The organism is Sorangiineae bacterium MSr12523, from assembly GCA_037157775.1.
Taxonomy (GTDB): domain Bacteria; phylum Myxococcota_A; class Polyangia; order Polyangiales; family Polyangiaceae; genus Pendulispora; species Pendulispora brunnea.
Genome location: CP089982.1, coordinates 11,079,189 through 11,093,617 on the forward strand (window position 1 = coordinate 11,079,189; position 14,429 = coordinate 11,093,617).

Consider the following 14,429-nt stretch of genomic DNA (forward strand, 5'->3'; position numbering starts at 1 on the left):
CGTTACCGTACGCCGACCGTGCTCGCTTGCGGGCCTTTGTCGCCGTCCTCTTCGGCATATCGAACTTCGTCTCCGATATGCAACTTGTGGAAGCGATTGTTCAGCACGCTGTTCTTATGAAAATAGATCTCGCGGCCGTCCCGTGTTTCGAGGAAGCCGTAGCCCTGCTCGGTGAATAGCTTTTTCACGCGGGCGCGGCTCACGCCGTCGTGCCGTTTGACGTCGCGACGTACCTTGCGGGCGTGCTCGTGAAGCACCCGTTCGGCGTCGTCGAAGGCGTCTTCGATGGCCGAGTACGCGTCCTGGTGGGCCGCCTTTTCCGGTGGGTCCCGACCGACGACGAGCTCGCCGTTGGGAACGGTGATGTCGATGCGTATGTGGTAATGCCGCCCGTTATGGTGATGCCGGTGCGGCGCTTCGACCACCACGCGACAACCTATGATGTGGTCGAACAGCTGATCGAGCTTATCGGCTTTCTTTTGTATCAATTCGGCCAGGGCCGCTGAGGGTGAGAAATCGCGGAACGTGATCTGACACGGTAGGATCATGAAGGCTCCTCCGTAGGATGTTCGAAACGCGAGCAGGATTCCTCGCAACATCGTAGCTCGCATGTCTCATGCCGCACGAAAGAAATGGTCCGAGGCGACAGCCGAGAAGCCTCTCCGCTTTAGCCGTGATGCCACGCGTGTGGCGAGATGGTCATGGGCTTCGTGTCCCACATGCCCCGTGTCCCACATGAGGGCCGCGCGTCGGGAAGACGGGCGACGAATGCCTTTGGCATTGTCGTTTTGAATCCCAAACAGACGCAGCTCGCCCGACAGCGCTGTTTTTATGCCGTTTTGAGCAGTGGGACGCGAGATCCTTCGGATATGATAGTCTGCCCGTGCCGCGACGTTCCGATGCGCCCACCAAGCCTCTGGAGCCACTCGACCAAGAGCGGATCCCCTTGGTCAGCGCCATTCGGCCCGCGCTCAAGAGCCCCGTCCGCGAGCCCTCGAGCAAGGCCGATGTCCTCGAGGCACCGGTATCCACACCGTCGCCGGCGAGCCAACAGATCTGGCTGCATGGTACATGGTTCGTGCGCACGAAAAAGCTCGTGCGCAACATCTTGCGCGGCTTGTACAAGCACCGCGCGCTCGACCATGCCGCGGCGATGGCCTTCTACTTCTTCCTGGGCATCATCCCGCTTCTCGTCTCCTGCGGGATGATCGTTGGACAACTCGTCCGGACCGAAGGCTCCGAGGCCTTTCTCGCGCCGCTCTACCGCATCATGCCGCCCATTGCGACGGATCTCCTGCGCGGCGAATTGGTCGACATTGCTGCGTCCTCGTCCACGATGACGTCGGTCGCGCCCTTCACCTTGCTGGCGTTCTTGTGGCTCACGTCCAACGGCTTCCACAACCTGATGGACATCTTCGAGACCTTGGCCGTCGCCCAACGCCGTTCGTGGTGGCAAAAGCGCTTCATCGCCATCGCATGGGTGCTCATGATCTTCCTCGGCGTCACGGTGGCGACGTGGATCCTGCTCAAGGGCAGCGGCATCCTCGCGGCGCTGGGCACCGGCGCCACGGCCGAGCGCCTGCCGAAGATGCTGCGCAACGCGCGCGAGTGGCTCGAGGAGGGCTGGCAAGCCCAGGGTGTCGTGCTCCTCTTCACGGTGCTTTCCTTCTTCGGGTTGGCCGCGTTTTACCGCATCGCCATCGTGCACCCGCCGGCCGTCAAACGGCACGTGTGGTCCGGAACCGTGGTGGCGTTCGTCCTGTGGAGCCTCGCGTCGTGGGCCTTCTCCGCGTACGTGAAAACGCTGGCCAACTACGCCCTCTACTATGGCGGTGTCGCCACCATGGCCACCACCTTGCTATGGCTCTATCTAACGAGCCTAGCCCTGGTGATCGGAGCTGAGGTCAACGCTCAGCTGGAAGGAATCCGGTCGCGCGGGGCACCACGCAAGGAGCGCTAAATTCATGGATTATCGGACTCTGGGGAAGAGCGGACTAAAAGTATCGACCCTTTGCCTCGGCTGCATGACGTTCGGCGAGGCGGACGACAAATCATTCATGTACGAGGTCGGCGCCAGCGAAGAGACGTCGCAGGCGATCATGAACCGCTCCCTGGAGAAGGGGATCAACTTCTTCGACGTGGCGGACGTTTACGGCCAAGACGGCTTGTCCGAGCGGGTCGTGGGCAAGTGGTTCGCACGGGAAAAGAAGCGCAACCAGGTGGTGCTCGCCACCAAGTTCCGCTTTCGCACTTGGGACGGCCCCAACGGGACCGGCGCCTCCCGGTACCGCATTTTGCGCACCGTGGAAGCGAGCCTGCGCCGCCTGGGCACGGATCGCATCGATCTGTACCAGATCCACATGCAGGACGCGGACACGCCCGAGGAAGAGACGCTCCGCGCCCTCGACGACTTGGTACGGCAAGGCAAGGTGCTCTACATCGGCGCGAGCAACTATGCCGCGTACCGCCTCACGGAGAGCCTCTTCGTCAGCGAGCTGTCGCGCTTGGAGCGCTTCATTTCCTTGCAGGCGCAATATTCGCTGCTGGTGCGCGATCTGGAGCGGGAGCACGTGCCGCTCTGTCAGAAATTCGGCCTGGGCATTTTGCCCTGGTCGCCTCTGGCGGCCGGGTTCCTGAGCGGCAAATACGACAAGACGCAACCGATGCCGCAGGGCACGCGCTTCACGAAGTGGAAGGAGCGCTGGCAGACCTTCGACAAGGAACGCAATTGGCGCATTCTGGCGGCGGTGAAGACCATCGCAACCGAGCTCGGGGCGACGCCGGCGCAGGTTTCGCTCGCGTGGCTCTTGAAGAAGCCGACGGTCACCTCGGTCATTTTCGGCGCGCGCACGCTTCAACAAGTGGATGACAATTTGAAAGCCGCCGCACTGGTGCTGCCGGACGAAGCCGTGAAGCGCCTCGACGAGGCCAGCACCTTCGAGATGGGCTACCCGTACGACTTCATCAAGAACATCCAGGGCCGCTGGTAAAGGCTCTCCTCTCTTCTCTTCCCGTACACGTTCCCGTTTCCGTCCACGTTCCCGATCTTCTCTCTGGGCATTTTCGGGAACGGGAACGGAAACGTGGACGTGTACGGGTTAATGAACGGAGCGCGTTGCAGAGAAGTTGCACCTCATCGCGCGGGGTTGATGCAATACGCCCATGCGAAAAATTGCCGCCGGGGGGCTGGCGCTTCTTCTGACCCTCGGTAACGCCGCCCCCTCCCACGCGGAGACCACTCCGCGCGAGGAGCTGACGGCATGGCTCAAACCGCGGATTCCGCCCGGCGGAAGCCTGGTCGACCGCATCGATGCCCCCGTCGAGGTCGTCCATACGGTGCGGGCCGGCGATACCCTCGAGAGCGTCGCCGACGCGTACATGGATCTGACCAACGTGTACCTTCGCGACGATCTCGTCGCCGCGATCGCGCGTGAAAATGAGACGGGGCGAAAGCCGCTGGCCGCGGGAACGAAGCTCACCATCCCGCGCATCGTGAGCGTGCCGCCGCACGCGACGGGAACACCGATGCCGCGTTTCACCGAGCCGATGCGCGGGCTGTACATGCGCGGGGACACGGCAGGGCGCGCGTCGTACACGCGCATTTTGGACCGGATGCTCCCCAACGGGGTCAACGCCATCGTGCTCGACACGAAAGACTACGACGGCGTGCTCACCTACCCGTCGCGCGTGGCGTTGGCCAGGGAGGCCGGCGCGGTGAAGCATCCGCCCATCGCCGACCTGGCGCGCACGATCCGTTTCGCGCACGACCGCGGGGTGCGGGTCATCATGCGTGTGAGCTGCTTCGACGACGAGCTCATGGCCAAGGCGCGCCCGTCGATGTCCGTGCAGTCCAAGGCGGGGCGCGCCTACCCCATTGGGTGGCTCGATCCGTCCAACGAGGAGGCGCAGGCGTACATCGTCGATCTCGTGGGCGAGGCCCTCGAGGCGGGCGCCGACGAGATCCAGCTCGATTACGTGCGCTACCCGGTGCTCGGGATCAAAAACGCCGACTTCAAACTTGCCGAGCGCAAGACCACGCAAACCGTCGTCATTCGCGACTTCGTTCGGCGCGTGCACAAGGTCACCCAGGCGCACGGCGTGCCGTTGTCGCTCGACATCTTCGGCGTGGTCGCCTTCGGACATCGCAAGGACATCGACGCCCTGGGGCAAGATCCAGCGATGCTCGCCCCCGAGTGCGAAGCGCTCTCGCCCATGGTCTACCCGTCCCATTACGCCAAAGGCTTCAACGGTTGGGACGAGCCGGGGGATCATCCCGAGATCGTGGGCATGGGGACGAAGTCGATCCGCGACCTCATTGCCGCGCACGGCGTGAAAGGCGGCGCGGCGATCCGCCCCTGGGTGCAGGCGGTGAACTACAAGTCACCTTCGTTTTCGCCCGCGTATTTGGCCGAGGAAATGCGCTCGGCGCAAACTGCGGGTGCGCTCGGTTGGCTGATGTGGAACCCCGGGCAGGACTACGGGTACACGTGGGGGGCCGCACGGTCGGCCGTGTTCGGGCCCACGCGGCGGGACGCAGAGAAACGCGGCCCGACCGCGCGTAAGCCGTGATAGCTTCTTAGCCGATATGGCCGACTTCGAGCTTGCGGTTCCCGGCGTGATCTACATCGGATCATCCACCGGCCGCGAAAAAGAGGAAGCTCCGGAAGGAACGCCGCCGTTGCACGTGGTTCACCTCGGTGCCTCGGCAGGGTGGATGAAGCCACGCGGCATCCGTCAGTGGACGCGTGAGGTCTCGGTCATCCGTCGCAGCGCGTTCGGTGAAGGGCTGCGCAAAGATTTGGGTGCCACCTTGCCGCAGGAGCAGGTGGCCCCCGCACGCATGCCGCTGACCAGCCGCGCTTCGCGCGAGAGCCCGTTCATTGCGGTGTCGCGCAACCTGGTCGAAAAGCTGGTGGAAAAAGGTGTGCGCGTTCATACCATCGGCTTCGACAAAATTACGGGCGGCTTCTACTACCTGGCCGAAGGCGGGCAGAGCCCGGCGGTCCGCATCGAGGGCGATCTCATCGAGATGGTCTCCCCGGCGCTCGAAGCGGCCGGCGACGGTGCCGATCTCGATTCGCTGCTCGAAGGGGTCATCGATCGCATTCTGCTGGATGTCTCCAAGGGCGATATCAGCGAGGGCGCGGTCGAGCTGGCCGCCGCCCTCCCGCGTCTCTGCACAGATGGCCGCGGAACGCAGGATTGTGATCTGGAATCGTTCGAACGCGAGGCCGCTGCGCTCGTCGGGAGCTCGGCGCAGTTCGAGACGCTGGCGCGTGTGCTCGCGAGCCGGCTTTCGTCGACGAAGCACAGCGACGTGGTGACGGTCCCGCTGTTCGGGGAGGCGCGGCGTGAGAAGGAGTCCGTGATCACGGTCAACTTCGGCTCGACGCACACGCAGCTTTCTGCGCGGGAGCGCTGGCTGGTGGCGGGTGCGCCCAACCGCGAAATCACGTTGGCACCTCAACGCGCCAACACGGTGCGGATCCCCACGAGTGGGTCCGCGGGACCTGCGTCGCAGCCCTCGGCCGATCAAGCGGGACCTCCGCCGAGCGGCAATGGGGGAGGCCGCGTGATTCCGACACGCGCCCCGACGCCGCGTCCCGTTCCAGCTGTGCCCGCACCGACGGCGAGCCCGGCGCCTGCGGCGGCATCCGCATCGCCGGTGGCGGCGGCATCGCCTGCGGCAGGATCCGTGTCGCCGGTGGCTCGCCCGCGGCCAACGCCGGGCCTCGCGCCCCTCGGGCGGCCCATTTTGCCGCGTCCCAGCTTGGAGAAAAAGGCACCGGTGGTCGAAGCGGCCCCCGTGACGCCTCCGGTGGAGGAGGTTCCCCCCCCGCCGGCGTTCGAACCGCCGCCACCGTTCGAGGCGCCGGAGCTGCTCACCGTGCCGGAGTCGATCCCTCCGGACGATCTGGAGGAGCGCATCTCCATTCCGGCTGCCGCCGACAGCCTCCCGGTCACGCATGAGGACCCGACGTCGGAGGACGCGCTCACGCCCGCCGCGCCGCCCGTGCTGCAGACGCCGCCGGCGCAGCCCTTGTTCGCAGCGCCACCGCAGCCCGTGGTGCGAGAGGCGCCCGAGAGCCCGATCTTCGCCCCCGCCGCTCCGCGGAGCGGTCGTTACGAAGTCGAGCCCGAGCCGATGACCCAGCCTTCGCAGCGGCGTCGCCGCGAGATGGAGGAGGCGCAGGCCCGCGCGGTCCAAGATGCGCGGAAGCTCGCGCTCTGGCTGGTCATCGGCGTCATCCTGATCCTCGTCGCGGTCTACGTGATCTGGAGCATGCGCTCCTAGCCGAAGTTACTTCGGAAGCAGCATGATCCGCCGCTCCGCGTTCTGCTCGATCGCGGGGCGGCCGTAGAGCAGCGGGAACGTCTCGCCCTTGCTCCAGGCGCCGGCCAAGTCCCGGTAGTGCGCACTCGAAGGCTGGCCCGATTGGCCCGGAGTATTGATCGCGCGCGATGCATCCCAATGGCCGACATCGAGCACGAGCCGCACCGAGGCTCCGCTCAGCGATTCGAAGGTACCGGTCGAGAACAGCGACGCGTTCACGGTGAGCTCGGAGCCTCCACGCGGCAGATCGCCCACGGTCAAACGCTGACGCGCCGTCTCCGAGACGGCCGGATCCAGCGGGTGACGAAACCGTGCATGCTGCAGGTTTCCCCATTTCCACGCGGCGGGGTTCGAACCGAGAAGCTTCATCGTGTCGGCGTACGCCTCACGCAGCGTGTTCTCCAGCAGCGCATCGCGCACGCGCACGCCGAACGACGCCTCCGGGTGCTCGAGCATGTCCACGAGCACCCGCGCATCGGGCTGCCCCACGCGGCTCGCCATCGCAGGTGCTGCCACCGGCACGAATGCGGGCCCGAGGTGGCGCGTACGCCACACCTCGAAGAGCGCCGCCGGCCCCGAATCGGCGTGCTCCACGCCGTCCCATGCCCGCAGCATGTCCGCCGCGGGATGCCCCGCGAGCACGTGCGGCAGCCGTTTCAACAACGCGACGAGGCGCACGGCCACGGGCGAGAGTTGGTCGAACTGCAGCCTCACCGAGTCGTCCACCGACCCGTGCTCCGTGGCCGATAGCACCGAGACAATGCGCTCGTGACGCCAGGAATCGGACCACTCGAAGCCGAGCTTCTTCTCTTTGTAGGGGAAATCTCCCGGCAGGTTCATCTCGTTCGCCGTAACCAGAAAGCCCTCGGGCGGATCGTACGCGCTCGGCAGATCGTCGCCGTCGTAGAACCCCGTCCACTCGTAGCGACCATCGCCGGGCACCGGCATCAAGCCGTCGTACCCTCGTCGCTTGGGCGCAAGCCCGCCGGGCACCCATCCAATGTGGCCTTGCGTGTCCGCGTACACCTGATTTTCCGTAGGCGCACCCCAATTGCGCATCGCCGCCTTGAACTCGGTGAAGTCGTGGGCGCGCATCAAGCGCAAGCTGCCGTAGTACGGCGCCATCCCCGGCTCGAGCCACGCCGTGCGCAGTGCGTAAGCCTTGTGGTGCGCAGGATCCATCTTGAGCACCGGCCCGTGCCGCGTGAACACGAGCTCCACCGACTTGGGCGACGTGCCCGCGATGGGCACCTGCTCGCTCAGCCGGCGAAACGGCTCCCATGCGTCACCGTAGCGGTAGCGCCCGGGATCCTTCGGGTCCAGGTCGTAGACGTACAGGTCCTCTTGGTCGATGGGAAAAATCGTGAGCCCGAAGGCCACCGTGCCATTGTGGCCGATGGAGATGCCCGGTAGCGCAGGCTCGCCGGCACCCACCACATCGAGCCCCGGCGCGGACAGGTGCACCAAGTACCGAAGCGACGGCGCCCCGTAGCCGCGGTGCGGATCGTTGGCCAGGATGGGCCGCCCGGTGCTCGTGCGTGCGGGTGCGATGACCCAATTGTTGCTGCCCTCGGTGGTCTCGTCGCTCTCCAGGTGCGGCGGGGCCGCTCCGCGCAGCGTGCCCCGCGTGAACGTCACGCGCCGCTGCGCCAGCTCGAACACGTGCAGCACGTCGTCCGGAATGGTGCACGGCTGCAGTCCCTCGGGCACGCGCGTGTGCCACTCGGGCTCCAGGGGAACGCGCACTTCGTCCAAGCGCGGATTGGCCACGCACGAGACCCACGCGCGTGCAATCTCGCTGCCCACATTGCGCGTGAGCCCATGACTGCGAATCCGCACCACGTCCTCCGGCTGCCAATGCGCGGGCCGGTAGCCGATGCGATGGAACTCCTCCGGTAACCGCTCCGGATGCTGCGCGAGCCAATCGACGTATGCATTGATGCCCACGGTGAACTGCGTCGCCGCCATGCGCGCCTCGGGCCCGTAGCTCGCCCACTCGCGATCCATATCGCCGCGATACAAGAAGAGCCGCGTGGCGGTGTCTTGCTCGAGGAACGCCGACCCAAACGCCTCCGAGAGCAAACCCAGCCCGCGCCGCCGCCATAGATCGATCTGAAACAGCCGCTCGCGCGCGGCGTTGAATCCCTGCGCGAGAAACACGTCGGGCGCACTCTCCGCAAAAAGATGCGGCACGCCCCAGCGATCCTGCACCAGCTCGACGGGCCGGGCGAGCCCGGGCACGACGTACGCCGAAATGGCATCGTCGGCCACGGGCTGCGCGAAATCACTCGAAAGCGGATCCGCATCGAGCCGCGGATCGCAGCTCGATGCGTACGCCGCCACCCCCACGGCGATCGGCGCCCAACGGGATCGCATCCGCGAAGTTCAGGTGCGCGTGCGCGCTCCGAGGAAGGCGCGATAATGATTAATGAGACCGCTCGTCGAAGGATCGTGCTTCGGCGGGCCCTCGTCCTTGCCCGGCACCAGCTCCGGCTCGATCTTCTTGGCCAGCTCTTTGCCGAGTTCTACGCCCCACTGATCGAAGCTGTAGATGTTCCACACGATGCCCTGCGTGAAAATCTTGTGCTCGTAGATGGCCACGAGCTTGCCCAGGGTGCGGGGGGTCAGCTTTTCGAACAGAATCGTGTTCGACGGCCGATTGCCCGGGAACGTCTTGTGCGGCGCCAACGCGGCAATCTTGTCCTCGGGCATTCCACGCGCCTGAAGCTCGGCCCGAGCCTGCTCCTCCGTCTTGCCGCGCATCAGCGCCTCGCTCTGGGCAAAGCAATTGGCCAGCAGCACCTTGTGATGCTCGCCTATCGGATTTTGCGACTCCAGCGGCGCGAGAAAGTCGATGGGCACGAGGCGCGTCCCCTGGTGCAAGAGCTGATAAAACGCGTGCTGCCCATTCGTGCCCGGCTCACCCCAGACGATGGGCCCCGTCGTGTAATCGGTAATCGGCCTTCCCTGCCGATCGACTCGCTTGCCATTGCTCTCCATATCGCCTTGCTGGAAATAGGCGGAAAAGCGATGCAAGTACTGGTCGTACGGCAAAATGGCGTGGGTTTGCGCGCCGTGGAAGTTCGAATACCAAACACCGAGCAGCGCCAAAATGACCGGAATGTTGTCCTCGAGCGGCGTCGTCCGAAAATGCTCGTCGATGGCGTGCGCTCCCCCGAGGAGCTCCTCGAAGCGATCCATGCCGATGACCGTGGCGATGGACAGGCCGATGGCCGACCAGAGCGAGTAGCGCCCGCCGACCCAGTCCCAGAAGGGGAACATGTTCTCGGTGTCGATGCCGAACTTCGCCACCTCGGCCGAGGCGGTGGAGACGGCCACGAAGTGCTTGGCCACCGCACGCGCGTCGCCGCCGAGGCGCTCGAGCAGCCACGCGCGCGCCGAGCGGGCGTTCATCAGGGTCTCCTGCGTGGTGAACGTCTTCGACGCCACGATGAAGAGGGTCGTCTCGGGATCGAGCGGTTTGACCGTCTCCACCAAGTGCGTGCCATCCACGTTGGAGACGAAGTGCGCGCGCAGTCCCTCTTGCCAATACGGGCGCAGCGCCTCGGTGACCATGACGGGGCCCAAGTCGGAGCCGCCGATGCCAATGTTGACGATGTCCGTGATGCGCTTGCCGGTGAAGCCGGTCCATGCCCCGCTGCGAACGCGGTCGGTGAAGCCGCGCATCTTGGCGAGAACCGCGTTGACCTCGGGCATCACGTCCTTGCCGTCCACCAAAATGGGGCGATTGGAGCGGTTGCGCAGGGCCACGTGCAGAACGGCGCGGTTTTCCGTACCGTTGATCTTCTCGCCGGCGAACATGCGGTCGCGCCAACCTTCGACGTCGGCCTGCCGCGCGAGCGCGAACAGAAGCTTCAGCGTTTTGTCCTGGATCCGGTTCTTCGAGAAGTCGAGGAACAGGTCCTCGTGACGTCGCGACAGCCGCTCGAAACGCTTTTCGTCGGAGAAGAGCGAGAGGATGGTCACATCGCGAATTTCGGCAGAATGCTCGGCGAGGGCGCGCCAAGCGGGGGATTCGGTCAGGCGCTCGTTCATGAGGGGCGATGCTAGTCGCTTGACGTAACTTGCGCGACAACCGTAGCCTCCCAAAAAGCCGTGAACCGCTCTGCTCGATGCCGGATCCGTTCTTCGATCGCCGCGCCCGCGTTGGCGGTGCTCTTGCCTCTGGCGACGTTGGCGTTGCAAGCCTGTGGCGGCGGATCGCGTGCGCCCGTCGGCGTTTCCACGGGCTCGACGGGGCCCGCGCAACCGGCCGTACGTGACGCGGGCGCTCCACGCGGCCCCAGCGGCATCCCGTCGGACTTCCGGACGAACCTCACGAAGATCAACCGCGCGCGCTTCGTCTCGAACGGACACGCCGGAGGTCGCTACGAGGTGGATGTTTACGCCAACGCTGCGGGCAAGGCGGCGGCCACCTCCAACAGCGGCGACGTGGCCGTGGGGGCGCGCTTGGTGAAGGAGCACTTCGAGCGCACGGGCGAGGGCGTCCAACCGGGCCCTGTCATGATGATGGAAAAGATGGAGCGCGGCTTCGACCCGGAGCACGGCGATTGGGCGTACCTCGTCGTGAATTCGGCCGGGCAGCCGGTTCAGAATGGTCGGGTCGAGGCATGCGTCGGGTGCCATGACGACGCACCGCACGACCACGTCTTCCGCGTGCAGGAATAAGTTCGAAAAAAAATCTGAACGGTGGCTCGACGTGCGGGCACGTAAGGGACGAGTCGGTGCGGCGCAGAGCCGTCGCCGCGCCCACCCTTGACGTTCGATCCGGCAACCGCGTCGTGCACGCCGCTTGCGCATGGAGACTCACGTGCTTCGTTCCAAGAGAACACGTCCTGTTCTCCTCGCGCTGCTCCTCGCGACCACCGCGGCGTGCAACGACGATTTCAATCAAGGATGGCGCATCGACAGGACGCGCGTCCTGGGGGCCAAAGCCATCGTGGACGGCGACATCTCGCGCGCGTCGCCTGCACCGGGTGAGGCGTTTCATGTCGATTGGTTCGTGGTGAGCCCGAGCGGCTCCGTCCCAACGACGTGGCGCCTCACCGCGTGCCGCCGAGCCGACAGCGGCCGCGGCAGCCAATGCGATGGACCCTCGTTGGCGGAAGTCTCCGGCACCGGGAACGTGCCCACGGTGTCGCTCACCGCACCGCCAGCGGGGGCGCTGGGAGATGCCACGCACCTCTTGGTGTGGGGCGACATCGACAAGACCAACGTCGACAACGCGGTGATGCTGCAAACCGTGAAGAGCGGGAGCAATCGCAATCCGCACATCGATGCAGCCGACCTTCTCTTGGATGGCCAGCCGTGGACCACCGAGGATGGCCTGTGCGAAGGCGCGCTCCCGCGCATCGTGGCCGACGATGCGAAGCACGAGGTCGCCCTGGTGGTGCGCGAGTCGAACCGCGAGACCATCGACGGCGGACGCGAGACGATGCAGCTTTCGCACTTCACCACCGCGGGCAGGCTCGATCGGCTCTATTCGGTGCTCGACGGCACCGATCCGGCCGTCGACAAAGCGCTCTCCGTATCGTGGGAAGCCAAACCCGACACCGCGCCGCCGGCGGGTGGGATGGTCGTGCACTTCTATTTCGGCCTTCGCGATTCACGCGGAGGGATGGATTTCGCGACGCGTGCACTTTGCATGCGTCCACGAGGTTAGTTCACAGAGGAATGGGTCATGGGAATCGATCATCGTCTTTCGCTCATCGTGCATGCGGGTGCGGGCTGGGTCTTGTGGGTCCTCATCGGGCTTTCGATCGTGGCCGTGGCCATCATTTTGGAGCGGGCGATCAGCCTGATGGCCTCGCGCGATGACGTGCGCACGATGAAGGAGGACCTTCTCGCGTACCTCTCGAATGGCGATCCTGCGGGCGCCATCGAGCGGCTCGAGACGTCGTCGTCCGTGGAGGCGCGCGTGCTCATTGCGGGGCTGGGCTGCGCGGAAAAAGGCGCGGCCGCCGCGGAGGAGCGCATGGCGAGCACATCGCAGCTGGCCAAGCTCTCCATGGAGAAGAACCTGTCGTTCCTGGCGACGGTCGGCTCCAATGCGCCGTTCCTCGGGTTGCTCGGCACGGTCATCGGCATCATCCGCGCGTTTCAACCGCTCGATGCGGCACACGGGCAGGTTTCCTCGCGGCTCATGGCGGAGGTGGGCGAGGCGCTGCTGGCCACGGCCCTGGGTCTCCTCGTCGCGCTGCCGGCAGTTGCATTCTACAACTTCTTTCAACGCATCATCGGCTCTCGTTTGGCGCGCGCCGATGCGCTGGGCCGTGAGGTGCTGGCCTACATGAAGGCGGAGCGCTGAAAGCGAGTCCGTGACCCTGGAGTGCCGCGTGGTCGCCCCCCATGGATCGCACAGGGCTTCCGGTCGGCACCGAGATCTCCTACACGTGCCGCTTTGACGTACGTGAATGACCGGCAAGGAGAACTGAAGCGGGCTCGACGAACGGTGGCGACACTCGCCATCGCGTTGGCGCTCGCGTGCGGCGTGCGCGCGGCCGGGGCCGAGCCGGATGCGCGGCCGGTCGTGGTCATCGTGGAGGGGGATGCGGGGGCGTGGTCGAGCGAATTGCGACAAGCCATCGCGCGGGAGCTGCGCGCGGAGGCGGTGGCGCCCGACGATCCCAAGGCCCAATCGGCACGCGGAACGGTGACGCTGTCGCTCTCGACGGCGAACGAGGAGCTGGTGGTGCGCTACCGGCCCATCCAGGGGAACGAGATTTCGCGCCGGGTGCGTGTGCCCGAGGATCGCGCGCGTGTGGTGCGCGCCTCCGCCTTGCTCACGGGAAATCTGGTGCGCAACGAGGCGGAGGAGATCCTCGCCGCAGCCCGAAGGCGCGGCCCCGGGACCGATGCCGCGAGCAGCCGCGATCCGAATGCGGAGCCCCCCGTCCCCGGTCCTGGAGACCCCGCCGAAAAACCTGTCGAGGCGACGGAGACACCCAAAGAGCCCGCGCCGCCGGCCCCGCCGGAGGTCCGCACGCTCAACACAGAGGAAGCGCGGGCGAGGGGAAACGCCGAGAAGCCCGTGCTCGTGAAGCCCCCGCGCCCCTGCCTCAAATTGCGGGCGAGCGCGCCCTTTCATCCCGTCGTCTTCTCGCTGTTCCCACCCATTGCGACGAACTTCCTCGCCCCCAAAACGCGAACCCCCTTCGCGTTGAACCTTCTCTACAGCGACGTGGGGCACATCGAAGGCGCCGACATCGGCGTCGCCAGCCACGTCGACTGCGACGTGCAAGGCGCGCAAGTCCAAATGGCCGTCGCCGATGCAGGCGGTGAAGTGCGCGGCGCGCAAGTGGCAGGCCTCTGGGCATCCACACGCGAAACCGTGTTCGGTATCCAAGGCGCACTCGTCGCCACCCGCGCCATGCGCCTCGAAGGTGCCCAATTCGCACTCGTCGACACGGCCCGTGACGTGCGCGGTGTGCAATTCGGCCTGGTCACCTACGCGCGAACCATGGATGGCATGCAGGCCGGCCTGGTCAACGTCGCAGGCGATGTGGATGGCGTCCAACTCGGCCTCGTGAACGTCGGCCGAAAGGTGAAAGGCCTCAACATCGGCCTCGTGACCGTTGCGGAAGAGCTCGACGGCCCCTCCCTGTCCCTCTTCCAATTCGCCAAGAACGGCTACGTCCGCCCCATCGCGTGGGCAGGCAGCTCCACGTACCTGAACGCAAACATAGGCGTCCGCTTCGACACGCGCTGGACCTACGGGCAAATCTCGTTTGGGTACGTCGAAGGCTCGGGGTTCGACGACGTGGCCCAAAGCACGCTTTTCGGCTTCCACGTGCTCAAGCCGGACGAGCCGGGGTTCCTTCTCGATGCCGAAATCGGCAGCCAGTACCGCATCGGCGCGAAAAACGAAGAGGACGACAAGACCCGCGGTCTCATCCACGCCATCGCCGGTTGGCGAATCGCCAAGCGGCTCGCCTTTTTCGCCGGCATGGGCATCGTCTACTCCCAGCGAAAAAAAGACGACTTCGTAGGCCCCGATGTCATCGCAGGGGCGATATTCTAGCGGATGTCGCCCGACTCGGCGCTCGTACGGGAGTCGACGTTCCGCTGCCGCTGT

The 14,429-nt window shown here is 65.7% G+C and carries 11 protein-coding genes; 8 read left to right on the top strand and 3 right to left on the bottom strand.

Annotation, left to right across the window (positions count from 1 at the left end; translation table 11 throughout):
• Positions 1-2: 2 nt before the first annotated feature.
• Entirely contained in the window at positions 3-548 is a 546-nt protein-coding gene (locus LZC95_43810) for an HPF/RaiA family ribosome-associated protein (protein ID WXA93369.1), read from the bottom strand.
• A gap of 335 nt (positions 549-883) precedes the next feature.
• Between LZC95_43810 and LZC95_43815 the strand changes: the two genes are divergently transcribed.
• The 4 genes from LZC95_43815 (at position 884) to LZC95_43830 (ending at position 6,295) form a co-directional block, all read left to right on the top strand.
• The gene (locus tag LZC95_43815; GenBank protein ID WXA93370.1) at positions 884-1,960 is read left to right on the top strand and encodes a YihY/virulence factor BrkB family protein; all 1,077 of its coding nucleotides are present in this window, start codon (positions 884-886) and stop codon (positions 1,958-1,960) included.
• Between the two features lie 4 nt (positions 1,961-1,964).
• A complete protein-coding gene (locus LZC95_43820; GenBank protein WXA93371.1) occupies positions 1,965-2,990 on the top strand; it encodes an aldo/keto reductase in 1,026 nt (341 codons plus the stop codon).
• Between the two features lie 172 nt (positions 2,991-3,162).
• A complete protein-coding gene (locus tag LZC95_43825) occupies positions 3,163-4,569 on the top strand; it encodes a hypothetical protein (GenBank protein WXA93372.1) in 1,407 nt (468 codons plus the stop codon).
• 16 nt (positions 4,570-4,585) lie between these two features.
• A complete protein-coding gene (locus LZC95_43830) occupies positions 4,586-6,295 on the top strand; it encodes a hypothetical protein (GenBank protein ID WXA93373.1) in 1,710 nt (569 codons plus the stop codon).
• Between the two features lie 6 nt (positions 6,296-6,301).
• Here the strand turns inward: LZC95_43830 and LZC95_43835 are convergent, their stop codons facing one another.
• Positions 6,302-8,710: a penicillin acylase family protein gene (locus LZC95_43835; GenBank protein ID WXA93374.1), complete on the bottom strand. Its 2,409-nt coding sequence runs from the start codon at positions 8,708-8,710 to the stop codon at positions 6,302-6,304.
• Between the two features lie 9 nt (positions 8,711-8,719).
• Positions 8,720-10,390, bottom strand: coding sequence for a glucose-6-phosphate isomerase (gene pgi / locus LZC95_43840; GenBank protein WXA93375.1), 1,671 nt, complete (start codon positions 10,388-10,390; stop codon positions 8,720-8,722).
• A 60-nt stretch (positions 10,391-10,450) separates the two neighbouring features.
• Between pgi and LZC95_43845 the strand changes: the two genes are divergently transcribed.
• The 4 genes from LZC95_43845 to LZC95_43860 all read left to right on the top strand — a co-directional run bounded on the left by LZC95_43845 (position 10,451) and on the right by LZC95_43860 (position 14,375).
• On the top strand, positions 10,451-11,023 hold the full coding sequence (locus tag LZC95_43845) for a cytochrome P460 family protein (GenBank protein WXA93376.1): 573 nt from the start codon (positions 10,451-10,453) through the stop codon (positions 11,021-11,023).
• Positions 11,024-11,165: 142 nt separating this feature from the next.
• Entirely contained in the window at positions 11,166-12,017 is an 852-nt protein-coding gene (locus LZC95_43850) for a hypothetical protein (GenBank protein ID WXA93377.1), read from the top strand.
• Positions 12,018-12,035: 18 nt separating this feature from the next.
• Positions 12,036-12,662 carry a MotA/TolQ/ExbB proton channel family protein gene (locus LZC95_43855; GenBank protein ID WXA93378.1) on the top strand — a complete coding sequence of 209 codons (627 nt, stop codon included), beginning with the start codon at positions 12,036-12,038 and terminating at the stop codon, positions 12,660-12,662.
• A gap of 144 nt (positions 12,663-12,806) precedes the next feature.
• Positions 12,807-14,375 carry a hypothetical protein gene (locus LZC95_43860; protein ID WXA93379.1) on the top strand — a complete coding sequence of 523 codons (1,569 nt, stop codon included), beginning with the start codon at positions 12,807-12,809 and terminating at the stop codon, positions 14,373-14,375.
• Positions 14,376-14,429 lie beyond the last annotated feature (54 nt).